This is a genomic window from Nostoc sp. ChiQUE02, assembly GCF_034531305.2.
Lineage (GTDB): Bacteria > Cyanobacteriota > Cyanobacteriia > Cyanobacteriales > Nostocaceae > Nostoc.
In genome coordinates, this window is record NZ_JAVRBN020000006.1 from 39,070 (window position 1) to 65,408 (window position 26,339).

Here is a 26,339-nt window from a genome sequence, read left to right on the forward strand (position 1 = left end):
TGATAGCCGATTCCCTGTCAGCTTTTAATCTGACAGTACAAATACGGTTCTAGGATTTAGATACCCAGAGATTGTATCCCCAATCTAAAATTAAGATTTCGTAAGGCGGGCAGTGTCCACTCTACGATGCTAAAGGTGCTTGCTATTGAGACACTTAAAAGTCTTGAGTTCCGAGTTCCGAGTTCTGAGTGAAGAATCAAGAAATTGTTTTTTTGATTTACTTTTTTCTGTCTCAGCACTCAGCACTCGGCACGAGCTTTTTAGTAGGCTAGACCCATACTGCGAGTTGTTTCAGCGCCCAGGTAAACCCGGATGCTCAAAAAGTCGGTAGGACAGGCGGTTTCGCAACGCTTACAGCCCACGCAGTCTTCTGTACGGGGTGAGGAGGCAATTTGAGCAGCTTTACAGCCATCCCAAGGAACCATCTCCAGTACATCAGTCGGGCAAGCGCGGACGCATTGGGTGCAGCCAATGCAGGTATCGTAGATTTTTACGGTATGAGACATTGAAAAAACGGCTCCTTTCGAGTGTTCTTCTCTGCGAAAGAATCATAATCAACGCATAGTCTACCGCAGTGCTTGATAGGCCGTAATCAAAAGGCTACATAACTTCAAACAATGTAATAAGCACCCTTGATATTTGTTTTTGCGAGATTGTCCCTATTGACCTATTAATAGCAACATCATATGAGCGTATTTACCCCAGTGGTATACCATAACAGGGTGAAATCGTAAAGATAAATGAAACAAAAGTCAATCTACAAGACTAGATGTAAATGGGGAAGTTATCTATGGTATTTATAGGTTGGCAACTATCTACCGTCAAATAGAGCTAATTTATAACGAAATGTTAACTGTTAATCAAAAATGCCAAATTAATTTTATGGGTATATAGATATAGGAGTGAAAATAACGTGGGTAAGCACAATTCATGAATTGTGTATACGAAGGATTTAGGGCAAGGCATAATTAATTTCTGAAGATGTCTAATAATCTAATTTTGCGATCGCAACTTCCCCGTGGAAACAGAAGAACTTCGGCTATCTAGGTGACATAGAAAGTTGTCTCTACTACTGATTAACCCTGCTTTTACTACGTAAACGAGCAATTTAGAGACTGCGATCGCAGCTATTTTTAGCGCGATGATTCGCAGATATGAGTTAGGCGATCGCAGTCAGTAATTTTAAGCGATCGCTCACCGCTAACTTGTATATTTTAGTTTTTAAGTTTGGCGTTCTCATAATTTTTACTTTTACATATCAGAGGATTTCAGAAATGGCAAACTCATCGTTTATATCAGCAATTTCTGTTTGAATTTTTGGCTCAAAATCCATCACTTCTGCTTGTTTTTCCGGATTGTTGGCATCAGCCAATTTATTTTTTAGATACTCACTTTCTCGGATTTGTCTAGCAATACTTTCTAACAGCCAAAGTTGTTCTTCTACGGACAAGGCACGGACGGAGCGCTCAATTTCTAGTAAATTCGGTGATATCATTTTGCTTATGATTCCTAGGAAGGTGTATTTTTCAAAGATATTATATTTCAGTCTATCTGGTTAACCTAGAGCATCGCAAATTCCCCATCATTTTCCCCAAGCCTATCTTTTCACAAATCAAATGAGATTGCGATAAATAACTAGAAGCTAGTTTTATGACTTTTTAATTAAGTATTACTGCTGAAGCAGAATGTACGCTAAACTGGCTACATGAATTACGAAACAGCTCGGAAACTCCTCATAGATCAGACAATCACAACCGAGGAAAACCCAGATGCGCTGTTAACGCGTATGAAACAGGGTAAACCACCGGTACCCGGTCAGATCACTTCGATTTTGTTGGCATTGAAAGTGGTGTTTGAAGCCCTCAAAGATGCAAAGAGCCTAGACCGAGAACTGGCTTTGGCCCTTTATCAGTTAAGCATTAAGGCGCAACAGCTATTTGGCGCAGGGCGTAAAGCCGGGGTTGATTGGCCGCCACTACTGAAAGAAGATTTACTAAGAATTTCCTTAGCATCTGAAAGTATCTTTTCGGGTACATGGCAAACCCTAGCTCCTATGGAGTTGGGGAAGTTGTAGAATACCGATTTAGTAATCTTTCAATGAGAAGTGATGATGGTATGAGGGAAACAAGGGCAATAACCAATACCCATTAACGAATTTGCAGTTCACTTTCTAACTTGTCTAGGTCAGTTTTGAGCAAAATCGTCATTTGACCAGTAAAAGCTTTTCCAGTCTTGGGTTGGGCAATTTCCACCCAATATACATAGCGATCGCCTACTCGTAATTCTCCCTTCAAGGCTTCCCGAATCGGAGTTTTGGCTAGACGTGCTGAATTAACCATCTTTTGGTTGGGATATTGATACACGACTTCGGCGCGATCGTAGTCTTGATAAATCTCCAAGCCATAAATCACCCGCAAGGATTCTTGAAGACGCGCAAATGTCATGCCGTTAATAGCATCATACATAGCAATGCGCTCAGTCCGAATTGTGCCTCGGTCTTTAGAAAACTCCACCCTACCCGGAGGCAATACCGATGCTTGAAAAGTGAATCGTTGGGCAGCAGTATCAGTCTTTTGCACAAATAATTTTTCCCCACTCCTGGGGCGGAGTGTGGGATGTGCTTTAATCCAGGTGCCTACTTCCTCTGTACTTTGCCCTGGTAAAGCATTAGCTTGGGAATCAAAAAGCGTTCCTACGCCAAGCCAGGGTACTAGAGAAAAAGGCAAAATTAAAAGGTTAAGTAGAGATTTTTTGAGCATTTTGCTGTTCAGGATTTTCATAGAAATTTCCCCATTAGGGAGTAATCATAGTCTTCCCGTTTTTTAGCAAGATTATTTCAAGCGTCAACCCAACTTAAGGCATCAGGGATCTTACTTATCAACGCTTTATCATAGAAAAAGCCAACAATGGAATCATTATGAGTATTACGTTCAGCCCAGAGCAAGAACAAATAATTCAAGTTTTGCTAGCAACAGGTAAATTTAACAGTGTTGATGAAGTAATTCAAATTGCATTACGCCTTTTAGCAAAAGAGACTCTTTCTCACGAAGCATGGCTCGAAGAAACTCGCACCAAAATTGATGAAGGGATAGCATCACTTGAAAGGGGAGAAGGAATTGATAGTGAAACTTTTGTGAATCAGCTTTTAACACAGTTGAAGCAAGCAAAAGAGTCTTAGGTCTGTCAGAGTTCCGCATTTATGTAAGTTGTAGATATGTGTCCTGAAGAATTGGAAAAACTAATTCAACAGCATGGTGAAGCTACTAAATCCTACGCGAATGAGGCTATCGAAATTGGCAATACATACATAATTCCAAACTTTGGTTTTGATGCAGCAATGCAAAATTCTCTAGATTTAATGCTAGGTGGCAGAAAAACCTGGAACCACGGAGTGGTTGATATTCGAGTTTTTACAAAACCTGAAGACTTTACCCTGTTTGATTGTGACGAAGAGACTACAGAAATTGAAATTATTGATTTATTGACACTTTGCCGAAATTTTTATCCAAATGACTATGATTATTCCCAATTACCTGAATGGTGGACTGAGGAAGATATGCAAGATGCCGCTGAGGTGCTTGAGGCGCTTGATTTTGCAATTTGGATGCAAGATACATTCCGTCCAGATGAGTCAGAAGAGGAAGCACTTAATATATGGCTCAAGTCTGTGCAACCTTGCTTAGGAGACGAGATTATCTTTTACAAGATGGAAGATGATAATGACTCGAATTGTGGTTTTGCGCCATACCTTTTTATAGGAGATCGTTGTCTTATTCTTGTTGCACGATGTTGGCAGCTATAGACATCGCTAGTTCAGGCATCAAAGACGAGGATCGTCTACAGGTGGGTGCCACCCTCCTTGTATCCATAACTGCCTAGATTCTTGGATAAATCCTTGGTTGTGAAATTCATCATTGATATCTAGTCGATGACAAGTTGCTCGACCTGTAGCACTTTTGCCAATGATCTTTAGTCCATCGCCTGTCCAGATGAAGTGATCTACCCACCGTTGCTGACGAGGATTGAATAAGGCGACTTCTTGCTGAGTTTGAGGCTCAACGCCAGTTGTGAAGTTGTAACGACGCTCATTACAGCGACGACAAGCTAGAGCTAAATTGTCAGCTTCATCTGAGCCACCTAATGATTGTGGAACAAGATGATCGATTGTGAAGCGATCTGAACTGGAGCGTTCTGGAGAGTGGCAATATTCACACAGATATTTAGCTCTTTCGCGCACAAATTGCCGAGTGCCATCTTTAACACCCACGACTGGCAATCAGTTTAGCGTTAACAAAAGTTAGAATGCGCTCCAGTTCAGCAATTCCAGCATATTCGGCTTCTTCTTCAGGAGTCAGCAATCCAGCTTTTCGTTTCTCAAGCAATTCTTCTAGACGAGTATGTAACTCATCTGTGAACTTAGCAAGGTTAACATTATCAACTTTCTCGATAGTGATGCCAGAGCGGAGCCATGACGAGGGTTCAATCATCAATACTGGGGTAATGACTTGAGGAGTCATAGTACTTGAGCCTAAGTCTGTGGTGCTATATCTAGTCATTGTAGTGTGCCCTGTGAATTGGCTGCCAAAATACTAAGGAATCATCGCCACCTTAATTACTTTACGTGCCTTCATTTCAGAAAACACCTGTTCTAAATCTTTTAATGGTCGCTGTTCACTAATAAGTAACTCAAAGGGAATTTTGCGACTCGCTATCAATGATAAAGCCGATCGCACATACTCTGGTGTATTGTGAAACACGCCTTTCAGGGTAAGTTCGCTATAGTGTAGCTGTTCTGTGTTGACGGTAATGCTGGTATCCCGTGGACATCCACCAAATAAGTTGACTGTTGCACCAGGACGGGCGCAGGCGATCGCAGTTTCCCAAACACTTGGTACACCAGTTGCTTCAATTACTACATCTGCGCCCCATCCTTGGGTAAGTTCTTTCACCATACTGGGAATATCCGGGATTTGATGATAATTAAAGGTTTGGGCTGCACCCAATTTCTCACCAATTTCTAGCCTGTGGTTATTACCTCCCCACAGCAAAACTTCAGCTTTCTCACTCAACGCCGCCACAAACATCAGCCCGATCGCCCCATCTCCTAAGACGACTACTTTATCTTTGGGTTTAATATTAGAACGGGCTATACCATGCAACACACAAGCTAAAGGTTCCGTCATGGCTGCCAATTCCCACGACAACTCATCGGGAATCTGCAATAAATTATGCTCTACTATCGGTGCGGGAATTTTCAGGTATTGGGCAAAGGTACCATTATTCCATGTCAAATTTGGGCATAACGAATACTCTTGACGTTGACAAAAAAAGCACTTCATGCATGGAGCGGAATTATTAGCGACGACGCGATCGCCCACTTGCCAATTTGTAACCCCTGCACCCAAGGCAACAATTCGCCCAGCACCTTCATGACCAAACAGCGTCGGTGGTATCAGCATTTTGGCATGACCACCACGCCGCCAGACTTTCAAATCTGTACCACAAGTTGTTGCTGCCCCCACTTGGATCACAACTTCGCCAGCCCTCGGAGTGGGGTCAGGAACTTGCTCTAGGCGTAAATCTTCTTGCCCATGAAGTAACGCTGCTAACAAAACTTTAAACCTATCAATTAGCTCCATCCGATTTTACCAGTTGAAGCTAGTTGATAGGTTTAAACAAATCAGTCTTGATTTCTAGTCAGCTTTTATTAATTTAAAATGGCGAAAACTAGGTATTAACTGCTGGCTGCGGAACCACTCCGGTGTTCCGGGTTTCCACATTAGGCAAACGAGTAACAGTTAACAGCGGTACTTCTTGTCGGCACGACAGGCAAAACCAATATAGTTCACCATGACGAGCATGACGCAGGAGGGAACCACCGCAGCATGGGCAGGTGTTGGCTCTCGTACTCATACCAATGTCCTCCTTAAAAAAATTGTTGTTTTAAGCTAAGTAAAAAAAGCAGTTGATTAAAACTGAATGTTAGCTGCATGAATGCGGCCATTCGATTCTATGCGGTCTTTAATAATTTGTCTGTAAACAGCTTCATATCCGTTAACCATTTGGCTAACACTAAACTTGTTTTCTACATATTTTCGACAGGTTTGACGATTGAGTTCCAAAGCTGGTGGAATCATTGCCGCCATTTCTGCATAACTATTGCAGATAAAACCTGTTTTACCATGAGCAATCACTTCAGGTACGGAGCCTAAATTCATGGCAATCACTGGAGTACCAGTTGCCATTGATTCAATCATTACTAAGCCAAAAGGTTCTTGCCAGTTAATCGGGAAAAGAGTTATAGCAGCATTGCCCAAAAGTTCAGTCTTTTCGACGTGGTTAATTTCGCCGAGATATTCTATTTGCTGACCATCTATGAGGGGGGCAATCTCTTGTTCAAAAAACTTAGAGTCTGCTAAATCAACCTTTCCTGCCATCTTCAAGCGCCAACCAGTCTGTTTAGCAATAGCGATCGCATGTTGCGGCCCTTTCTCTGGCGAAAAACGACCTAAAAATACCAAATATGGAGGTTCTGACGGTTGGGCAACAAATGGGTAATCTGCTAGCTCAATTCCGTTATAAACCGTGCCAATATAATTGAGATCGATTTGACGCTGCGAGTTACTAATGCTGACATAAGGTTGCTTTTGGTGGTAGCTAAATGCGTGACGGTTGTCCGTTGTAAAATTACTGTGCAGGGTGTGCACTGTAGAAGTTGCTGTTATCAAACTCGCTAAAGCTAGTGCCGAAATCCCTACATGAGAATGGATAATATCGAATTTGGCAGCATCTTGGTAAACTTGGCTCAGTTCTAGCATTTCGTACACTGCATACTCTTTAACATTTGGGTCTAAGCGCAATGCACGCGGATAAACTGCTTCTAAATGAGCCAAAGTTTGAGAATCACCAGAGGCAAATAAAGTTACCTCATGACCACGACGAACAAGTTCATCAGTCAAGCGACTCACTACCAGTTCTATTCCTCCGTAATTAGGAGGTGGAACTCTTTCCCATAAGGGGGCAACTTGAGCGATTTTCATAAGTTTTTTTGGTTCAGTCTATGAAATTGTCCTCAATATAATGAGTTGCATCATTATTCTATGAGTAAAGAGCATTTTTACTTACTCTTTTGACATTTAAATTAACTTAACAGCCTACCAAAAGCGCAATAACGGTTAACCGTACCGCAAATCTTTTACCGACAAATCGAACTGACTATCGGTAAAAGTCAACCCTGAGCTATATCTCTAACCTATAGCAAATCAATTACTTGTTACATCTGTCTTGAGGATCATAATGAAGTAGAATATTTTGTAGCAGAACTTACAAAATTGAATATTTTGTAGCTGAAAATACTAAAATATTGAATGGGATCAAGTCATTGAAGCTTCGTTTAAACGCAATTGGGAAATAAAACAGAAATTATAAATATTAAGTAATTGTACAATAATTACATAATTTGTAATTATTAATTTTCAAAAAATTCTGATAACTAATGAAAATCGCTACTTGGAACGTCAACTCAATTCGCACTCGCCTTGAACAGGTTATCGATTGGTTAACCCTGAATCCCGTTGATGTTCTCTGCTTGCAAGAAACCAAAGTTGTGGATGCTGAATTTCCGCGATCGCCTTTTGAGCAATTAGGCTATAACCTTTATATGTCGGGGCAAAAATCCTATAACGGCGTAGCCCTGATTAGCCGCCAACCACTTTTAGATGTAAGTAGCGGGTTTAGGGCGATTTTGCCAGATTTACACCACGAATGGGATGAGCAAAAGCGAGTAATTACAGGTGTAATTGATGGTGTTCGGATTGTGAACTTATATGTTCCCAATGGCGCAGCAGTAGGAACTGAGAAATACGAATATAAAATGCGCTGGTTGACAGCGCTACACGAGTATTTGCGATTGCTCGTGCTATCACAACCCGCAATTTGTGTGTGCGGAGACTTCAATATCGCCCTGGAAGATAAGGATATTCACGAGCAAGTGAGTACAGAAAATCACATTATGGCAACAGAAGCAGAGCGCCAAGCCTTACGGGATATTCTCAAGCTGGGATTTGCCGATGCTTTTCGCAAATTCAATACAGAAGGCGGAAACTATAGCTGGTGGGATTATCGCGCCGCGGCCTTCCGTCGCAACTTAGGTTGGCGGATTGACCATCACTATCTCACACCTATCTTGTATGAGCGTGCTAAAAGTTGCATCATCGATGTCGCACCCAGAAAATTAACCCAACCCAGCGACCATACACCGGTAATTGTGGAATTTTAAATTGGGAATTGGGCATTGAAAAGAGTCAGAGGGACGGGGTGCAAAAGGGTAAATTCTTCTCCTCTGCTCCCTGCTCCCTGCTCCCCTGCCTCTTTTCCCACTCTCCATCAATTTAAAGGCTTGTATATATCCTCAGAACTGGGATTGAGATAAGGACGCTGCAAATCTATTAGGTGCCGTGCAAAGTGTTGGTCAATGGTTCTCATCCGTTCCTCCATCGCATTCTTACCTTTTTGCCAAGCTTCTAACAAAGCATTAGCGACGATTTGGCAACGGTTCATCCCAAAACTTTCTTGTGCCGCAAATTTTTGGGTTGGTTCCTCAGCTAAACCTAACCCTGGTGCTAAAAATTTGGTAAACAAGGGAATTTCGGGCTGGAAATGAAATTGATTCTCTGGATAAATAGCCTGAAGGATTGTGCGGATTGCTGGATAGTCGGGGAGTTCAAAGTAAAGTAGCCCTGAATCATAACGTCCGTATGCACAGGGATTGTGGAGAACCTGAAAGCTAAAGGGAATTGAAGCTGCGTTCAATTGCAGTGTCAAGCTTTCCATGAGAGCGATTGCACCAGATGGCGTAAAGTTAAAGTAAATTCGCCCTGCTCCTAAATCAGCATCGGGGTTGCTCTGGCGTTCCTGTCCGACATTGCTAACTGCTAAGTAACAGCCGTTTTGCAGTCGATTTTTAGGCATCCAGATTGCTACCATGTCACCCACTTTGGTAGATTTTTTACTGGATTCTAGATGGCAGTCTGGCTCAACATAAAGTGTTAAACCGCCTTTAGTCACCGCCATGGTTCCATCAGGTTCTTTCCGCAACACCTGCCATCGAGGGTCAAAGTAACCTATGCCGTGATTACTCGCGTGCAGTTGCTCGTAAAAGTCCCAATCAATCTCCAAAATGGAATTATCTGCTAAATTATGCTTTGGCGAACGATTAGTACTATCATTATTTACTGCTAAAGTAGTTTGCAGAGAGCCATTGTAATAGATCCCATAGAGAAAATTTCGCAGCAGTAGAGTGAGATACTTCTGTTGCAAATCAGCCGAGTTTTGCTGAAATCTGTCGGCTATTTTAGTCGGCAGAGCAAAGGGTTGATAATTGGGATGGTAAATACAAAAATTTGACTCAATCTGGATATTCTTAGCAATGTCAAATAGAGAAGTTAGCGGTTGATTGATAGAGTAATTTAGCATTAATCCATTCAGAATTCAAACTTTAATAAAATAGAATTCAGGAGTCAGAATACAGAATTCAGAATTGTGTGTTCTTCTTCAAATTGTTCTACTCCCTATTACTAACAACCACGAAGCCGAGTTTTTTCGTAATAAATACGAAGTAACTGCTGCTCCTTTACAGGCTGAGGAAATTTATGGATTTTTGCCACAGGATTCAGGATTTCTGACTCTGATATCCCGAAAATGGTCAGTACAGCTTGCTGCGGCATAGTAAGTAAACTTTTAGCTACTTGGAGCATAGAAATATCAGCATTATTAAAGTATTTTCGGCACGTAATCATATCCTGAATTTGATGAATCAGTGCCAGCCCCGCAAACTGGATAACGCGCAAAATAAAGTCACTGCGATATTCCAAAATCATAGGAAAAGCATCCACATAAGCTCTAATTAGGGCAATAATTGAAGGTTGTAAAATTTCTAACGGTATCAACGCCAAATTTAGAGATTCTTCTAACTCAATGGTGGGGTCTACTACGAGGCTCTTGAGCCAAATTCCTAAGTAGCTTGCCAGTAAAGTTCCTAAATCAAAGGCTGGGTCTCCCCAAGAACAAGCTTCCCAGTCAATTAGTCGTACTAGGCAATTGTCTAGTTGCTCCCACCTGGAATGAACCAAAATGTTGTTCAATTTCAGGTCGTTGTGAGTCAAGCAGCAAGGATTCCAGTTGTATGCCAAATCAGCGATCGCTGACTCCAAACTCTCTGATTGCTGGTAGAGTAGATAGAATTTCAGCGCATCTGTCGGAACCGTTCCAAAAATCTCTGGCCCAATTGACCCTACCCCTTGCGCCGGATTGTAAAAGCCATAACGAAACTCTCCTTGAGGAGCAGTTGCCATAAAGTCCCGATATTCTCGGCGGTTGAAGGTTGCTCGATGTAGTCCCGCTAAAGTAGTACCGATCGCAGAAGCAATTTCTTGTGGAAAAATCTCATTGTTGTGGTAGAATGTCGCAAGCTCTAAATACTCACTCAGGTAGTTACAGACGAGAATAGAATTTTCTTCGTCAAAATGCACCACCAATGGTGCGTGGTTTACCGCCGTAGGCATCGCTGAAATATTGCCTAGAACTGGAAACTGCTGGAGCAACTGGTGAAATAGCCACTCCTGAAACAATTCATGAGGCGCGGCGTCATTGTTGTTAACGTTACGTTCTTGTTTCAGGAGCAGTTTGCGATTATCTGCTAAAGTCACTAGTAAATTGACATTGTTCTTACTACTTCCTGGCAACTCAGATATGTCTGATGCGCCATCTTCTGAGCTACACAGACCCGCGTCTTGCAGATACTGGATAACGTTATGAGAAGACAGTGATAATACCATGTATTATTTCCTACTTCATTAAATTACTTAAACTTATCTGTGTCAAATTTGCTTGGTCTTAACAGCTTTCAGTAGATAGTAACTAGTGCAAGAAGGCTGAAGGAATACTGCTTGTTTCGCCGATTTTTTAGCCTTTTTCAACTGGATAGTTATTTCCGCCACTTGCACTAATGTTGTGAATAACAATAAAGATTTGTACAATCTACTAATATCTCATTTCGGGGGTAAAAACCTGCCAAAATGGCACCAAGTCCTTTACAATTCTTTTAAAATTTGCTCCAAGATACCGTGACATCTTTACACTTTATCAGCATAGTTACTTAGATACATCTAAAGTAAGTGTTGTGGTAGAGCCTTTTGATATAGCTCCATCTCCTTTTTTGTAGCAAAGAAGCATCCCCAGCAAAAAACTGATTGGCGGCAGATATTGTTAGATGTTCAGTAGTCATCCTGAAAGCAGTGAAGAATTTCAGTAATCCTTCGCTGTACGAAGCATGACATTCAACGCTATTACTTTTATTTATCATCACAAAGCCAAAAAAACCGGACTTTTTCGGCGGTTAGTCATTATATTTTTCTGGAATTTTGATAATTAATGCCTTGAAGCCTTGTTATTACGTCATTTGGTCACCTATAAATTGTAGATGACTATAGGCGATCGCAAACAAAGGCTACATGAGTGCATCTTATGGAACTGCACTTTTGTCAAGTACATAATTACCAATGTAAATGCGATCGCTCCACAGAAAACCTTACAACTCAACTCCAATAATTTTTCTGAAGAGACATAACGGCTGAACTCACTAGATGGATATAAGCTCGAAAGTCTAAGAGATAATCTACAGTTCCGTTGTGGTGCGGTGATTTATATCGCCATAACTCACTGAGAATCCTGAAAGTTATCAGGCAAGGGTAACAAGTCATAGTAATATAAATGTACTAACGTAACTTAAGGCAAGGAGGTCATGCCATGCCAACAAAACAGGAGGGTGGTTATTGCTTGGATACTAATGCTACCTTAAAGCCACAATTTGATTCACCATCACCGCCAATGCTAGCAGACCCAAAATCGTCATTAATCCCGCAGGCATAAACTTGCGTGTTTTTACCAATCGAAATGCGAAAACTACGACTAAAACAGCAGTAACTAACACTGCTAGAATCAAACCCCAGGTTTGCCCTTGGAGTTGAAAGTAAGCGGCAAGTATTAGTAATAAACCGCTAATGCTACCACTTAGGAGTGAAACCTTACTTGTAGCCTGAATGTAGCCAATAATGCCACCAACAATCGCTAATATGCCGTAGGCAAAAGCAGCAATTATACCTAAATTCATTGTTAAAACATCTGTAGATTTTGACTTTACTGCCAGGGTCAGCAGACAATTTACCATAGCTATTTAGCTATACCACACAATTGATTGATGGATAATCAAGCGATGCCAATGGCAAGTACTTCCTCATATACAAAGGTTCAACATCTCCAGCGCCAAGCAGCGTCACTTTTACTGTACCAGTCTGTTCTGCAAGGCGAAGTGGGGATGGCATTTCTGGAACTATTGCAAGCTATACGTTACACTGACGCCGATGCACGGAGTTGTCTCCAAGCTTACGGCAGTTACTTCCACGCTTTAGCTGCTAAAAATCAAAACTGGGAAGACTATTTAATTACTCAACTTCTCTTCTCTGAGAATCCTTTTACAAGGCTTGCTCAAGTGCGAGAATTTGAGGATTTGCCCCCGGCTTTAGTAGCGGCAGTCCAGCATGATTTACAAGTATTGCAAAGTCTTCATGAATGTAGCTGCGCTTCTTTGAGTGAGTGGATACAAGGCGTCGCTCACATGCCGATTTCACCAGTAGTGTGGTATAAAGAGCAAGAATTGGTAGGAGTAGAGACAAAGTTCGCTACATATCTACACGAGTTAGATAATTGGGGTGATGCTGTAAAAGAGTTAGCAGCTTATTATCGGCAATATGGCTCTGGTTTATTTGCAGAATATCGCGCTTTGCGTTGGCAAGCTGGACAGTTTATCGGTATTCGGTATTCTGACCCAGTTAAGCTGAGTGCGCTTGTAGGTTACGAGTCTCAAAGAGATGCTTTGCTGAAAAATACAGAGTTTTTATTAGCAGGAGAGATGGCACTCCACGTATTACTTTACGGTAGTCGAGGTTCTGGCAAATCTTCTTTGGTGAAATCTTTGTTGAATGAATATGGTAATCGCAGCCTCCGCTTGTTGGAAGTGTCAAAATCTGATTTAAAAGACTTACCAGAAATTGTGGAACATTTACGGGGATTGTCACAAAAATTTATCATCTTTGTCGACGATCTTTCTTTTGAAGAAGATGATGATGCTTTCAAAGCCCTCAAGGTGGTTTTAGAAGGTAATTTAACCGCGCGGCCTCAAAATGTAGTTGTTTACGCTACTTCCAATCGTCGCCACTTAATTCGGGAGTTTTTTGTGGATAGACCTGCCCCTAAGGATAACGAGGAAATTCATGCCTGGGATACGATGCAAGAGAAACTTTCGTTTAGCGATCGCTTTGGTTTAACCTTGACCTTTGAACCAGCCAACCAGAAAACTTATTTGAAGATTGTACAACATCTAGCGGCACAAGCTGAAATTAATATTACCCAAGAAGACTTAGAATTTCAAGCATTACAATGGGCAACTCGCCACAATGGTCGTTCTGGACGTACAGCCCGGCAGTTTGTTGATTTTTTAAAAGCAGATTTAACACTTTTTCATGCAAATAACAATACATCCAACACCTAGCATTAAAATTATTTCATTGATTATTGCACTTTTTTGTTACTTACAGAACAATGTTATACACCAGTAACTAAAAACTAGAGATTTTAGAAAGACTATGATCCCAAAGTTGCTAGAAATGTCTTGTTTCCCAGAACAGAAAAACAGACTAGAAATCACTTATATTAAGTATTTTCTGTGGATGTGTTTTTTAAATTACGAATTACGAATTACAAATTAGTATGTATGAGAGCTACTTATTCTGATAATCTAACAACGCTAAAAAATAGCAATATGCAATCAGTAATGATCAGCAATCGATTTATCTTAGGCATAGTTGCCTTTAGTGTAAGTTTTGGTCTTAGCCTTGTCCCAAACTGGGATTTTAATAAAGCCTTTCTTACAGGTATAATTACTGCCGTTACTATCTATGCAGCAGCATTATTCGTAGATAAGCGACGCAGAAATTATGAAATGTTTGTTTTAGGTTCTCTCCGCAAGCGAATTAAAGATATGGAGGGATTGAAGGCTCGTGTTGTCAGAGAAATCAATCAAATCGAAGAACATCATAATTTACTATATGCTGAGTCACAACAACTGCAAAATCAAGTAACAGAAAGCCGTAATCAAAGGGATAGTCTACATCGAGAATTAAGAACATTTGCAGGGCAAAAAAAGCAGTTAGAAACCGAAATCAGTAGCCTGCAAACCGAAATTAACAACTTGCAGAAAAATCAAGCAGAATTAAACAATGCTTTTTCTGTCCTCACAGCAGAGAAGCGCCGTCTAGAGTCGAATTGTAATGTATCTCGTACTGAAATCACCCATTTGCAAAGTCAAATTTCCGAACTCCAGCACGAAAAACAAGAAGTTGAAAGCAATTTAACTCTTTTAGGCAGACTCAAACCCCAATTAGAAGAAAAACTATACGAATTACGAATTGCAATTCAAGAACTAGAAGTTGAGACAACCCAAAAAAATCAATTGTTGGTAGCGACAAAAACCGAAAAAGAAAATATTCAAGCTATCCTGAATTCTTCACAAACTCAACTTGCAGAACAAAAAGCCGAATTACAGCAGTTGCAAGGACAAATTTCATTATTGCAAGAAGAACGAGACTCATTACAAAATCAAGTATGGGAATTACTCCAACAACTAGAAACATTCAATCTAGAACCTTTGGCTGAGAATTCCAAAGAAGATGATACTGAATTGTTTCCTTTTTCTGAAATAATGGAAACTACAACAGTCACAGACGATTCGGAAGTTAAGATATTAGAGAATATACCTGAAGAATGGACTAATTTTTTAGAAAATCTTCCAGGATACGAGCTACAAGTATTAAAAGCTATAGTCGAACAAGATAACTCCCAGGCTGCTATTAAAAAAATTGCCGAAGCAAACATCACTATGCCGAATCTATTAATCGATTCTATAAATGAACGGGCAAATGATACTATTGGTGAATTAATAATTAATACAGATTTGGAAAGTCTAGAAGTATACCCTGAGCATATTACCCATGTCAAAAAAATGATTGCAATGCATGAAAGTCTCATGGCTAGACATGCTTCGTCAAATTAAATTATTATTGCCGTCGTCAGATTAGTAGTAAGGTGAATATGTACTTTACTTACTTGCTGCGTGCTTATGCGTTTAGAATAAAGTGAAGTGTAATACATGGCAAAGCTCAAAATCTCGAAAAAAATCTCCACTGCTTTAATCAATTCCCTTGGTGCGGGGGTAGTACCAAGAGTGGGAGTTGAATATATCGCAGTAGGTCGAGAAAAAGAACTAAAAAGCCTATTACAAAATCTCGATGATATTGCAGAAGGTGTAGCAGCGTTTCGTTTCATAATTGGAAACTACGGTTCCGGGAAAAGTTTTTTACTGCAACTAATTCGCAACCGTGCTATGGAGCAAGGTTTTGTAGTAGCTGATGCAGATTTATCCCCGGAACGCCGATTAGCAGGAAGCAACAATGAAGGTGTAGCCACCTATCGAGAATTAATGAGCCACCTAGCTACAAAAACTCGTCCTGATGGTGGTGCTTTAGTCTCGATTTTAGAAGGATGGATTAATAAAATTCAACAAGAAGTGGTTAAAGAAACTGAAATGCGTCCAAATGACGATGGTTTTGATGACCAAGTTGAATCAAAAATTAGAGAAGTAGTTCAGTATATTGAAGACTTAGTTCACGGTTTTGATTTTGGTAGTGTTATTATCGCTTATTGGCGTGGCTATCGATTGGATGATGATAATTTAAAAAATGCGGCGATGCGCTGGTTGCGGGGAGAATTTACTACTAAAGTTGAGGCGAAAGCAGCTTTAGGAGTGCGTGTCATTATTGATGATGATAGTTGGTATGACTATATAAAACTATTCGCGAAATTTGTAGCTGAAATTGGCTATAAAGGACTGTTAATTTTAGTTGATGAAGCCGTACATTTATATCAAATATCTACCACAGTTACGCGGGAAAAAAATTATAATCGACTCCTCGCAATGTTTAATGACACCATGCAGTGTAAAGCAGAACATCTTGGCATTGTCGTTGGTGGAACAACTAAATTTTTAGAAGACCCCAAACGAGGACTTTTTGCAGACCAAGCTTGGCAAAGACGCACAAAAGAAAGCCGTTTTGTCACACAAGCTAATGTTCAGGAACATTTAGGGCCAGTGATTCGCCTGAATCCGTTGAGTGAAGCAGAAATTTTGACGCTTCTACAACGTTTAGCTGAGATTCATGCACTCAATTTTGGGTATGAACAGACTTTGACCAATCGTGAGTTGAAGGAGTTTGTGCAAGAAATTATTAATCGCTTAGGTGCAGAAGCATTACTTACACCAGGGGAAATTGTGCGAGATTTTATGAGTGTGCTGAATATTCTTCACCAAAATCCACGAATTGTGTTTAGTGAATTAATTCATGGCTCTAAATTTAAACCTACTGCTATGGGTAAAGATGCAGATGTGGATGAGGATAGTGCAGCAGAATTTAGTTTGTAATTAATAATGAAGACACTGAGCCAGAAGAACAAGCAGATTGAAAAATTCATCTGTTTTCAGGATTGGTTAAAATAGCTTTGGGTTGATTAGCATTAAATAGAGAAGCAGACAACAGAATAATCGGCTTGTTTGTTTGGTTTTCTCCATAATGAACCATTCCGGCAGATTCAACTAAAGAATCTCCCACTGTAAGCTGTATAGTTTTATCTTTTTGAAGAATCAATTCTGTGCCGTTAGCTTTCGTTACTTTAGCTTCTCCTTGCACAACAGTATAAGTTAAACTTCCCACCTCTACTCGTTCAATCTGCATTCCCGGATGAGTATGAGTAGGGAGTTTTGCTCTTGGTGCGATGGTATAGCGTACAAGCTCAAGAATCTGTTTTTTATCTTGAGTAGGATAACCACTCGCTAAAACTTCACGGGTAACAGATTGAGTGTAAGTATTGGGTGAGGAGATTTCTTGGCTCTTAACAACTACACTGCCAAAAGCTAGGATAGCTAAGGGGAGAATCAGAGACAGTTTTCTCATATTAAAATTTTTTTATTTGGGCAATACCTTTAATTAAATCATTGTGTGTTTAGAGCGATCGCCTCAAATTGCTGCCAACAAAGGTACAATGCACGCGGTACGTGAAAACATCCTTTCCATTTGCCACCTTTAAGGTTCAACAATACTTCTCCACGCCGATTCAGGTAGCCAAACCACTCACCGTACTCTGAATCAGCAAAATGTGACCAGGCGTAATCGTGCATCTTTTGATACCATTCCCAACATACCTCACGCCCACTCAGGCGATAGCCCATCGCTAATGCAACCAAAGACTCTACGTGAACCCACCACAGCTTTTGATCCCATTCCAATTGTTGTGGGGGATGACCATCTGCATCCATAAAGTAATACAATCCGCCATACTCGCTATCCCAAGCAAAATTCAGGATATTTAGCACCACATCAACGGCTTGGTTAATAGTTTTGGTATCGTTTTGGCGACGCGCGATGTCCATAATGAACCACATAGCTTCGATGCCGTGACCTGGATTAATTAAGCGTCCCTCAAAACAATCTATGTGGGAACCGTCAGGGGCAACATTTTCGTACATTAGCCCCCGTTCTTGGTCGAGAAAATCGGTCATCACTTCCCGGACAGTCTCAGCTAGGACATTCTCTAGTGTTTCCTTTGGTAGCAGCCATTCCATTTCTAGAGTCAGGTTGGCTAAAATCATCGGTACAGCCAATGATTTCATCGCGCGTGTATCGGGATAGGTTTTATTATATTTGCCCTTTGGGTTGTCCTTGCGGCGTAACACATTGTTATAAGCCTGCATTGCCACATCCTTTGCCCATTCTTCGCCGCCAGCGAGTGCATATTGACTAAATGCCATCGCTGCAAAGCAATCAGAAAAGATGTTGTAAGGTTGAACTAATGGTTTTCCTTCACGGGTGAGAGCAAAGTACCAGTTACCATCACTATCTCTGCCGTGTTGGGCGAGAAAATTAGCACCATTGCTGGCAATTTTTAGCCAGTTTTCGCGCTTTTCTAGCTGGTTGTAAAGCATGGAAAAAGTCCACACCTGGCGGTTTTGCAGCCAGATGAATTTGTCTCTATCATAAATTTTACCCTCGCGATCGAGGCAGGTGAAATAGCCGCCTTGCTCCCAGTCGAGAGAATATTTTTCCCAAAATGGGAGTACGTCGTTAAGGAGAGCGTTTTTGTAAAGTTCAGCGATTGCTTGAAAGTCCTGCTCCATAAATTCCTCCCCTTTTGTGCTCAAACCAACAGCTTAACAGTTATCACATTTTGGCTCGAACATGGAGCGTAGGTGTAGCCCGTCGTAGACATCGCGTCAGTCTTTTACAAGATTTAGTCAGCAGAAGTTATACTTCTATCTTGTATCTTGCACTATTCTCAATAACCGTCGGGGAGACAGTGAGGTTGTTATGAGTCAGATTAAACGAGTTGCGATCGTTGGAGGAAACCACGGTAATGAGTTAACAGGAGTACATTTAGTCAAAAAGTTTCAGCAATATCCTAATTTAATCAATAAATCAAGTTTTGAAACTCTGGCATTACTTGGCAATCTTAAAGCTATTGAAGAGGGCAAACGATACATTGATAAGGATTTAAATCGTTGCTTCACTAATCAAGGTTTACAAAATCCCCAACTCTCAAGTTATGAAGATACGCGGGCAAAAGCAATTCAACAAATACTACAACCACAAAATCAGCCCTTTGTGGATGTAATTGTTGATTTGCACAGCACAACTGCCAACATGGGGTTAAGTCTGATTTTTTGTGATATGCATCCTTTATTACTTCGGTTAGGTGCTTATTTAACTTCTATTAATCCGATGGTAAAGGTTTTTATTAATCAACAATCTAAAGAAGGTGGTTTTCTCCGTTCTTTGTGTGAATTGGGTTTTGTTATAGAAGTTGGTGCTGTGGCTCAGAATATTTTAAACGCTGAATTATTTCAGCAAACAGAGCAGCTTATCTATGGAATTTTAGACTATTTTGAAGGGTGCAACCAAAGTAATATTCCGCAGACAAACAGCCCGCTTACACTCTATAAATACATTGAGACTATCGATTATCCTAGAAGCGATGCCTACGACGGGCTGCACCTACGCGGGGAAATTCAAGCCATGATTCACCCCCAGCTTCAGTTTAGAGATTATGAACCTCTGAATCCAGGCGATCCAATGTTTATGACTTTTGAAGGAAAAGATATTTTATATGAGGGAGAGTCTACTGTCTATCCTATTTTTATTAATGAAGCAGCTTACTACGAGAAAGGAATTGCGATGTATCTAAGCCAAAAGTACCAAGAGGTAGTTTAATTTATTCGCCCTTTTAACCAAGATTACAAATCAACCAAGTTAGTAAAATCAAGCAATGCTTCGCTCAAATCTGCAAGTACAGGCAAAGATCAACCAGAAATGGAAGAGCGCATTTCCTCAGAGAGTTTTCCAAACCGCTTAATCAATTGTCGAAAAATAGCATTAGCGATCGCTTCTCATCCTTATTCCTTGATTTCTCGATATAGCGGTTCTCGGTTAAGTGAGCTAGAAGAACCCCACCCCCAACTCCAATACGCTTGGGTTAAGGCCAAAAAATTAAATTATGTAGGTTGGGTTGAGGCACGAAACCCAACGTTTTCAAGCTTTTGTTGGGTTTCACTCCGTTCAACCCAACCTACAATTATTCTTAACCCAAGCGTATTGCCCCCACCCCCCCCGCAAGCGACTCTTAATTACGAATTACGAATTAGTAACAAAGCTGTGTTGTATCTGTAATTGCTGTAAATACTCACCCCAGCAACCGATACATAATCACCTTTCCTTTCCAATTCTCTTCCACAAATACCAAATGCTCACCATTGGAACGCCGAAAAGCGCGGATACCGTAGGGTATATCAATCCAGCCACTTTCGCTGCCAACTTCTGGGCCTGGTTTTAACTGTTGTACTTGCGCTCCCGTCTTAGCATTGTAGACATATACCTCTGCGGTTTTGACTGTCACCGCAAATACATAGTCTCCCGCCACACTGATTGCAGCTGTAGACACTTCGCGTTTGCCGGTGGTGTCGTAGGGAATCACAATTCGCCATTTGGGAGTCCGATTTCCTTTACTCCAATTGTCAAAACGGGCAATTTCAGATCCAGCAACTCCAGTATCGTCGCCGAATGCGGGATGATCTACTGTGAAGCCTGACAAATACATAGTATCTGTTTGGGGGAAATATTCGAGCCGCCGCAAGTCGTTAAAAATGTCGGGAGTAGTTTGCTTTTCCATCGAACTATAGCTGTAGATGGGGTTGCCTTTAGGATCTATTCCCTGTAAAGGATAGTGTCGGATAGCTGTGCCATCTTGGGTTCGCAAAGCTTTCCAAACATCTCCTTTGCTGTCTACCCACCAGCCGCCGAGATGAGGATAATCTTTGCTGCGATCGTATTCGTTCTTTTCAAATTTGCCATTACCGTTGCGATCGCGCCAGATCCATTCCCCTTGTTCTGGTTGATGCGGTGGCCAATTTCCAGTGAGAAATGGTTTATCTGCGCCATTAGTACCGACAAACATGCCGGCTGGGATGGCAACTTTGCCATCTGTGGCTGGATTAAAACGATATATTTGCAGAAAGCTGCTATACATATCTGTGAGGAACAAAAACGGCTTCCCTTGGATGCGGCGAACAAAGGTTCCATCTGGTGATGTATGCAGACGTGGATCTTGAGGATATTTGAAAGCATTTAAAGTGTAGGCTTTGTAAGTCCATTGCTTACCAGCAGGCTTACTATAGTTCATCTGATAGTGTTCTTGTTTGGTGAACAAATCTACACCATCAGTTTTAGGATCGGCATCTGCATTATCGACGAATATCAATCCCAGCGATCGCCACATCAGTTTTCCCGATGGCGAAAATTTCCGCAAATCTGTTCCTGATTTGTTGAAACCATTACTATTTATATAGATATTGCCTGAAGCATCTGTACCAACTCCGGTAAGTCCGTAAAGTTTTAAATCTCGAACTTCACCAGGAACTCCTGCATAGATACCGCCTTTACAGCCGAAACTACCCACCTGCACCGGCTTATCTTTGATGTCATAAATCAACATTTGCTGACGTGGGCCATTTTCTGCCACTAACAGCTTACCTTCACGATCAACAGCGATCGCTGTTGGTTCGACGATATCTGCAATCTGTTGGGGCAATTGCTTTCCACTCTGGGAATAATGTAAAATTTTCGCAGGATTACTACCATTTTTACTTTGAATAATCCACAGATTTTTTTGTGGATCAACTGCGATCGCTCCAGGATTGGCAACGGTAAAGCTGCGAAGTTCCTTCATCGTATCAGTATCATACACACGAATGCGGTTAGCAGCAAAATCACTCACATACAACTCATTTCCCACAGTTGCTAATCCAGTGACTTCACTTTTAGTACTGGTAATTAACATACTTTTATCCCAGCCACGCCCATTAGGAAACGGTGCAGGTTTTCCCGACAAGTCATAGCGTCTAACGCAGTGCCAAGTTGTTCCTTCTGGTGGGTAATCTTCATTTGTTTTGCCCCTCGAACCTTGAGTCATGGCAATGTAAATATATTTACTATTTGCTGTTACAGCTTTGCCACCACCACGACTCCAGCCGTGAGTATCTCCAAGGGCACCAATAACCTTACCATCTTTATAGATTGCTGCCTCTGTTCCCGCTTCATCCCAATGGCTATTGGTATAAACTGTGCCATCAGGGGCAACATACATTGCCTCAATATTGTTTTGTACCCGCAGATTTCCACTGCCAAAAGTATTACCTATCCACGATGTTTTGTAGGTGAGTGTGGGCGTTCCAGTTGTTGCCCAGTCTGTTGTAATTCCAATGGTAGTAACAATTACTCCAACAGTCAGACTGAGTAAAAATTTGAAAGTTTTACTTTTTTGTAAATATCTGATTTTAGGTAATTTATTTATATGCTGGTTGAGCTTTTGACGCAGTTTTACTAACTCCGTCAGTAATCTATGTTTCATATATTTTTTAAGCTTTTAATTATTTATATACAATCATTGTTTAAGAAATCCGCAAAAAAATATAACTATTTTGGAGCAGTTAAAATATAGGTAATGTATGGATATATAAAGCTTATAAACTTTATTTACATAAACTTTATAAATCTCACATTATTCTTTAAAACCTCAGCTAACAGTAAATATTATTCAAGGTATTAATATTTACTTGTTTTTAAACAATTATGGTAAAAATTAATACATTTAAATTGGATATTTAATGATTAAGAGTGCTTTTTCCTTATCACTATCTAGGATTCACGTTCCTTAATTTGCAGGTATTATATGTGACTAGCTCGGTGTTGGCTAGTTAATAAAAACACAGGTTTTAATTCATTGTTGACGTTGACATATAAATAGTTTATAAATTGGTGTTCTATAAAAAAGTTTATTGCTAATGTGTATTTAGAAATTTTAGTTATTCAGGTTTAGATATAACTGCTGTAGGGGCACACATCTGTGTACCCTTAGCATTTTAATATATTTATAGGAGACACATCAGTGGAAAATAAACCTGCTTCATCATCTGCATCTATTCTTACTCTGGGATTAGGCTGGTTCCCCAAAAGTCCCGGAGGATTAGAAAGGTATATTTATGAACTAACTCATAAATTAGCAGCAAATCAAGACCAGGTTGAATTATGTGGAGTCGGTCTACCGGAGACTGAAATAAATTCGCCAATCAAGCTGACTAACTTGGCTTCTCCTGATAGTGCTATTTGGCAAAGATTATGGTCGATTCGCACTAATTTTAAGAAAATAAGAACAAGTAAACTAGATGCTATTAATTTGCACTTTGCATTATATAGCTTTCCTATTTTAGATATTTTACCAAAAGGAGTACCAGTTACTTTTAACTTTCATGGCCCTTGGGCTTCTGAGAGTCAGCAAGAGGTAGTTAATAAAAACCTCAGTCTTTTAATCAAGCACTGGCTAATAGAACAAAATACTTATAATCGCTGCGATCGCTTCATTGTTTTGAGCAAAGCATTTGGTAAAATTTTACATGATAAATATCAAGTACCGTGGAGCAAAATTAATGTTATCCCTGGTGGAGTTGATATTAATTGGTTTCAACCAAATTTATCACCCCAGGAGGCTTGTGCAAAGCTAGGCTGGCCAAGTAATCGCCGTATCCTATTTACATCACGCCGCTTAGTACATCGAACGGGAGTTGACAAATTATTGCAGGCATTGGCTATAATTAAGCCCAGAATACCAGATGTCTGGCTAGCGATCGCAGGTCGTGGTCACATCCAAGCTGCACTACAACAACAGGCTACAGAATTAGGGCTAGATGACAACGTTAAATTTTTAGGTTTTCTACCCGATGAGCAATTGCCTATAGCTTACCAAGCTGCTGAGTTGACGATTATGCCTAGTCAATCTTTTGAAGGATTTGGATTAGTAATAGTCGAGTCTCTAGCCTGTGGTACTCCTATTTTATGTACCCCAGTTGGTGGAATGCCAGAAATTCTATCAGAATTTTCACCCAATTTAATTACTACTTCAACCGAAGCCTCAGCCATTGCTGAAAAATTAGAACAAGCACTATTGGGAAATATCCCCATACCTTCACGAGAAGCTTGTCGCCAGTACGCTACCACACACTACGACTGGAATAAAATCGCCCAACAAGTACGAAATATTTTATTAGCTTAGACAAGTAAATCTAATAAATGCTACGTGGAATAAAATAGAGGTAGAATGAAAATTTTTTTCCTAGACCAAAGCGGTAAACCAGGCGGTGCCGAATTATGTTTAATAGATATTGCTAAACCTTATGGCGTTGGCTTTGCCGGCCGTAGGCATCGCGCTTTGGTAGGTTTATTTGCAGATGGGCCATTTAAAGATTTATTGCAGCAAAATAATATCCCAGTAGAAGTTCTTGCAACTCAAGCAATCCAAGTTCGCAAAGAAAGTAGTTTGGTACAAGGATTAAAGAGTCTGGGGCAACTTGCGCCTTTGATTACTAAGGTAATAAAAAAAGCGCATGAATATGATTTAATTTATGCCAATACTCAAAAAGCATTAGTTGTCGGAGCATTAGCAAGTTTTTTCAGTCGTCGCCCTCTGGTATATCATTTACATGATATTCTTTCCAAAGAACATTTTAGCCAAACTAATCTTCGCATCGCTGTTAACTTAGCTAATCGTTTTGCATCATTAGTAATTGCTAATTCCCAAGCTAGTCAAACAGCCTTTGTGCAAGCAGGAGGACGTAAAGATATCATCGAAGTTGTCTATAACGGCTTTGAGCCAAAAAATTATCAAACTGATGAGTCTGAGATTAAACAATTACAGCAACAGTTAGGATTAGAAGGAAAATTTGTAGTCGGACACTTTAGCCGTCTTGCACCTTGGAAAGGGCAGCATATCTTAATTGATGCCCTTGCCAAATGTCCGCCAGAGGTGACAGCAATTTTAGTAGGTGATGCACTGTTTGGCGAACAAGATTACGTCCAAAGGTTACACCAGCAAGTTGCTGAACTGGGATTAGAAAATCGTGTCAAATTTTTAGGATTTCGTTCAGATATTCCCCAGTTAATGGCAGCTTGTGACTTGGTGGCACATACCTCTACTTCCCCAGAACCGTTTGGTAGAGTGATTGTAGAGGCAATGCTATGTGGAAAACCTGTAGTTGCAGCAAAAGCTGGAGGTGTAATGGAATTAGTAGAACATGGACTTAATGGTTTTCTAGTAACACCAGGAGAACCCCAGGAACTTGCACAAGTAATTATCACCTGTCTTCAGGAGACGGAAATAACTGCAACTATAGCCAAGAATGCCAGAACTACGGCTAGTCAGCGTTTTGATGTTGCAATTATTAATCAGCAAATTGCCCAACTGCTGTCTCACATATAAATACCTGGTTAATCTACAATCACCGATTTTGTTTGGATAACCCCAGGGAAGAGGCAGGGGGCAGGGGGAAAACTGCAAATTCTTCTCCCCAATTCTCCCTGCTCCCTGCCTCTTTTGAAGTCTGGAGTTTATGGGTGTGATTACAAACCAACTAATTCACGAGATTCAAAATCAGAGAGTTGTTGGGCAATCGCTAATCTTGCTTCCAACTTAGCTACACTAAACTGGTTACGCAGATATTCCAAATGAGCGATCGCATTTGCTTTATCGACAGTTAATCGAATTTGGGTGTCTATTGCCTTTTGATATTCCTGATTCACAAGCAGCACTTCAAAGCGACGAGCCTTGCGTTGAGCATCATTTTTCAAATCCATCTCAAAGGCGGCGACGCGATCTGCATTACCTTCAAATCGGTTAACTTGGTGCTGCACTGCCATCAACTGAGAGTCTATTTCATTAGCCCGTTGGGCAGCTTGTGCGATTGCAGCTGGATAATGACTCAGTTGCATCATTTAATAATTTTCCTCTTTGGTCAAAAATGTAGTGTTTAAGTATAAGACCAACCCTTGAATTTATTTTCCAAAAGGCGGTCACAGAGCAGTCTTACACTTAACTAAGCTTGGTGGACTCTATATATCTATTATAGTAAAAATGTACTGAATTAGGGGAGAAAAGGCTATGTCTGAGATGCAAAAATAGCGATCGTTATCCACTAGTTATTTACAGCCAGTTTCCCAAATTTTAGCGAAAATGAAATTCAAATAAACTCTCAACAAATTTTAAATTAGAACCTCATATTTACATATATTCTCTATCAGACAACTTTTTGAGTTTTTGAAATTAGCTTTGGGCGATTAATTTTGCGTTATAAAATTAGTCAGCCTATAGACTCATGATTCCGTTAGCCTTCAGACTAAAGCCTGGGGCTAACGAAATAAGGCTGCTTATACAGGCTAATTATTCTCTGTTAAACTCTGTACTGTAGCTCAAGCTACTTCCCGCAGTTGTGGTTGTGAGGGCACACTCACCTCTGGAAACGAAAGCGAGAGTTGTTCGGCTTGAGGTACTGCGGCTTGCTCCAAAACTTGAACTTCAATATTCACACTCACTAAATAACTACCTGTATCAGCACCAACTGCTTCAGCAATGAGTTTAGCAATGTCTGGGCGTTTGGCAGTCAGAGGATCGCGTAAAATACACCGATCCCATTCATGCTTGGCAGTCGGATTGAGGTTGAGAATGTAATGCTTCATCATCGAACTAACCCTTGAATCCATCTTCCAGAAGGTTTTCACACAGCCGTTATGCATTTGGCT

At 40.6% G+C, this 26,339-nt stretch carries 28 protein-coding genes; 12 read left to right on the plus strand and 16 right to left on the minus strand.

The annotated features are described in order from the left end of the window. Positions 1-260: 260 nt before the first annotated feature. Complete coding sequence (psaC, locus tag RM347_RS08060) at positions 261-506, minus strand: photosystem I iron-sulfur center protein PsaC (RefSeq protein WP_012411495.1); 246 nt, start codon at positions 504-506, stop codon at positions 261-263. 752 nt (positions 507-1,258) lie between these two features. After that, entirely contained in the window at positions 1,259-1,495 is a 237-nt protein-coding gene (locus RM347_RS08065; RefSeq protein ID WP_322720036.1) for a hypothetical protein, read from the minus strand. A gap of 210 nt (positions 1,496-1,705) precedes the next feature. On the opposite strand from RM347_RS08065, the gene RM347_RS08070 reads away from it, so the two are divergent. Then, positions 1,706-2,074: a Dethiobiotin synthetase gene (locus RM347_RS08070; protein WP_322720035.1), complete on the plus strand. Its 369-nt coding sequence runs from the start codon at positions 1,706-1,708 to the stop codon at positions 2,072-2,074. Between the two features lie 73 nt (positions 2,075-2,147). On the opposite strand, the gene RM347_RS08075 is transcribed toward RM347_RS08070, so the two are convergent. After that, positions 2,148-2,759 carry a hypothetical protein gene (locus RM347_RS08075; RefSeq protein WP_322720065.1) on the minus strand — a complete coding sequence of 204 codons (612 nt, stop codon included), beginning with the start codon at positions 2,757-2,759 and terminating at the stop codon, positions 2,148-2,150. Between the two features lie 158 nt (positions 2,760-2,917). Here RM347_RS08075 and RM347_RS08080 point away from each other — a divergent pair, with 158 nt between their 5' ends. Both RM347_RS08080 and RM347_RS08085 read left to right on the plus strand, forming a co-directional pair. Beyond that, on the plus strand, positions 2,918-3,178 hold the full coding sequence (locus RM347_RS08080; RefSeq protein WP_322720034.1) for a ribbon-helix-helix domain-containing protein: 261 nt from the start codon (positions 2,918-2,920) through the stop codon (positions 3,176-3,178). 36 nt (positions 3,179-3,214) lie between these two features. After that, complete coding sequence (locus RM347_RS08085) at positions 3,215-3,802, plus strand: hypothetical protein (RefSeq protein WP_322720032.1); 588 nt, start codon at positions 3,215-3,217, stop codon at positions 3,800-3,802. A gap of 18 nt (positions 3,803-3,820) precedes the next feature. On the opposite strand, the gene RM347_RS08090 is transcribed toward RM347_RS08085, so the two are convergent. The 5 genes from RM347_RS08090 to RM347_RS08110 all read right to left on the minus strand — a co-directional run bounded on the left by RM347_RS08090 (position 3,821) and on the right by RM347_RS08110 (position 7,040). Then, positions 3,821-4,267 carry an HNH endonuclease gene (locus tag RM347_RS08090; RefSeq protein WP_322720030.1) on the minus strand — a complete coding sequence of 149 codons (447 nt, stop codon included), beginning with the start codon at positions 4,265-4,267 and terminating at the stop codon, positions 3,821-3,823. Continuing rightward, positions 4,257-4,556: a hypothetical protein gene (locus RM347_RS08095; RefSeq protein WP_322720029.1), complete on the minus strand. Its 300-nt coding sequence runs from the start codon at positions 4,554-4,556 to the stop codon at positions 4,257-4,259. Before RM347_RS08095 ends, RM347_RS08090 begins: the two co-directional genes overlap by 11 nt. Positions 4,557-4,589: 33 nt before the next feature. Then, entirely contained in the window at positions 4,590-5,612 is a 1,023-nt protein-coding gene (locus RM347_RS08100; protein WP_322720064.1) for a zinc-dependent alcohol dehydrogenase, read from the minus strand. A 115-nt stretch (positions 5,613-5,727) separates the two neighbouring features. Then, the gene (locus RM347_RS08105) at positions 5,728-5,913 is read right to left on the minus strand and encodes a hypothetical protein (RefSeq protein ID WP_181931823.1); all 186 of its coding nucleotides are present in this window, start codon (positions 5,911-5,913) and stop codon (positions 5,728-5,730) included. 56 nt (positions 5,914-5,969) lie between these two features. Next, positions 5,970-7,040 carry a glycosyltransferase family 4 protein gene (locus tag RM347_RS08110; protein ID WP_322720028.1) on the minus strand — a complete coding sequence of 357 codons (1,071 nt, stop codon included), beginning with the start codon at positions 7,038-7,040 and terminating at the stop codon, positions 5,970-5,972. Positions 7,041-7,495: 455 nt separating this feature from the next. Between RM347_RS08110 and xth the strand changes: the two genes are divergently transcribed. Continuing rightward, positions 7,496-8,278, plus strand: coding sequence for an exodeoxyribonuclease III (gene xth, locus RM347_RS08115; protein ID WP_322720027.1), 783 nt, complete (start codon positions 7,496-7,498; stop codon positions 8,276-8,278). A 107-nt stretch (positions 8,279-8,385) separates the two neighbouring features. Here the strand turns inward: xth and RM347_RS08120 are convergent, their stop codons facing one another. Next, positions 8,386-9,474, minus strand: a complete 1,089-nt coding sequence (locus RM347_RS08120; protein WP_322720026.1) for a T3SS effector HopA1 family protein — start codon at positions 9,472-9,474, stop codon at positions 8,386-8,388. 101 nt (positions 9,475-9,575) lie between these two features. Next, positions 9,576-10,835: an aminoglycoside phosphotransferase family protein gene (locus RM347_RS08125; RefSeq protein WP_322720025.1), complete on the minus strand. Its 1,260-nt coding sequence runs from the start codon at positions 10,833-10,835 to the stop codon at positions 9,576-9,578. A gap of 644 nt (positions 10,836-11,479) precedes the next feature. Between RM347_RS08125 and RM347_RS08130 the strand changes: the two genes are divergently transcribed. After that, positions 11,480-11,626: a hypothetical protein gene (locus RM347_RS08130; protein ID WP_322720024.1), complete on the plus strand. Its 147-nt coding sequence runs from the start codon at positions 11,480-11,482 to the stop codon at positions 11,624-11,626. A gap of 222 nt (positions 11,627-11,848) precedes the next feature. Here RM347_RS08130 and RM347_RS08135 read toward each other — a convergent pair whose 3' ends face one another. Then, a complete protein-coding gene (locus tag RM347_RS08135; protein ID WP_322720023.1) occupies positions 11,849-12,169 on the minus strand; it encodes a TMEM14 family protein in 321 nt (106 codons plus the stop codon). A gap of 87 nt (positions 12,170-12,256) precedes the next feature. On the opposite strand from RM347_RS08135, the gene RM347_RS08140 reads away from it, so the two are divergent. The 3 genes from RM347_RS08140 (at position 12,257) to RM347_RS08150 (ending at position 16,591) form a co-directional block, all read left to right on the plus strand. Continuing rightward, complete coding sequence (locus tag RM347_RS08140) at positions 12,257-13,606, plus strand: ATP-binding protein (RefSeq protein WP_322720022.1); 1,350 nt, start codon at positions 12,257-12,259, stop codon at positions 13,604-13,606. Positions 13,607-13,876: 270 nt separating this feature from the next. Next, positions 13,877-15,166 carry a tellurite resistance TerB C-terminal domain-containing protein gene (locus RM347_RS08145; RefSeq protein ID WP_322720021.1) on the plus strand — a complete coding sequence of 430 codons (1,290 nt, stop codon included), beginning with the start codon at positions 13,877-13,879 and terminating at the stop codon, positions 15,164-15,166. A 96-nt stretch (positions 15,167-15,262) separates the two neighbouring features. Further along, entirely contained in the window at positions 15,263-16,591 is a 1,329-nt protein-coding gene (locus RM347_RS08150) for an ATP-binding protein (protein ID WP_322720020.1), read from the plus strand. A gap of 46 nt (positions 16,592-16,637) precedes the next feature. Here the strand turns inward: RM347_RS08150 and RM347_RS08155 are convergent, their stop codons facing one another. Next, entirely contained in the window at positions 16,638-17,120 is a 483-nt protein-coding gene (locus tag RM347_RS08155; RefSeq protein ID WP_322720019.1) for a cupin domain-containing protein, read from the minus strand. Positions 17,121-17,158: 38 nt separating this feature from the next. After that, positions 17,159-18,340 carry an AGE family epimerase/isomerase gene (locus tag RM347_RS08160; protein ID WP_322720018.1) on the minus strand — a complete coding sequence of 394 codons (1,182 nt, stop codon included), beginning with the start codon at positions 18,338-18,340 and terminating at the stop codon, positions 17,159-17,161. 190 nt (positions 18,341-18,530) lie between these two features. Here RM347_RS08160 and RM347_RS08165 point away from each other — a divergent pair, with 190 nt between their 5' ends. Continuing rightward, on the plus strand, positions 18,531-19,430 hold the full coding sequence (locus tag RM347_RS08165) for an aspartoacylase (RefSeq protein ID WP_322720017.1): 900 nt from the start codon (positions 18,531-18,533) through the stop codon (positions 19,428-19,430). Positions 19,431-19,529: 99 nt separating this feature from the next. Further along, positions 19,530-19,886: a hypothetical protein gene (locus tag RM347_RS08170; RefSeq protein WP_322720016.1), complete on the plus strand. Its 357-nt coding sequence runs from the start codon at positions 19,530-19,532 to the stop codon at positions 19,884-19,886. Positions 19,887-19,899: 13 nt separating this feature from the next. Here RM347_RS08170 and RM347_RS08175 read toward each other — a convergent pair whose 3' ends face one another. Continuing rightward, entirely contained in the window at positions 19,900-22,122 is a 2,223-nt protein-coding gene (locus RM347_RS08175; protein ID WP_322720015.1) for a hypothetical protein, read from the minus strand. 537 nt (positions 22,123-22,659) lie between these two features. Here RM347_RS08175 and RM347_RS08180 point away from each other — a divergent pair. Together RM347_RS08180 and RM347_RS08185 are read left to right on the plus strand one after the other, a co-directional pair. Continuing rightward, positions 22,660-23,820, plus strand: coding sequence for a glycosyltransferase family 4 protein (locus RM347_RS08180; protein ID WP_322720014.1), 1,161 nt, complete (start codon positions 22,660-22,662; stop codon positions 23,818-23,820). A 45-nt stretch (positions 23,821-23,865) separates the two neighbouring features. Further along, on the plus strand, positions 23,866-25,023 hold the full coding sequence (locus tag RM347_RS08185) for a glycosyltransferase (protein WP_322720013.1): 1,158 nt from the start codon (positions 23,866-23,868) through the stop codon (positions 25,021-25,023). A 140-nt stretch (positions 25,024-25,163) separates the two neighbouring features. Here RM347_RS08185 and RM347_RS08190 read toward each other — a convergent pair whose 3' ends face one another. Then, positions 25,164-25,535 carry a hypothetical protein gene (locus RM347_RS08190; protein WP_322720012.1) on the minus strand — a complete coding sequence of 124 codons (372 nt, stop codon included), beginning with the start codon at positions 25,533-25,535 and terminating at the stop codon, positions 25,164-25,166. Between the two features lie 474 nt (positions 25,536-26,009). Then, the gene (locus tag RM347_RS08195; RefSeq protein WP_322720011.1) at positions 26,010-26,279 is read right to left on the minus strand and encodes a hypothetical protein; all 270 of its coding nucleotides are present in this window, start codon (positions 26,277-26,279) and stop codon (positions 26,010-26,012) included. Positions 26,280-26,339 lie beyond the last annotated feature (60 nt).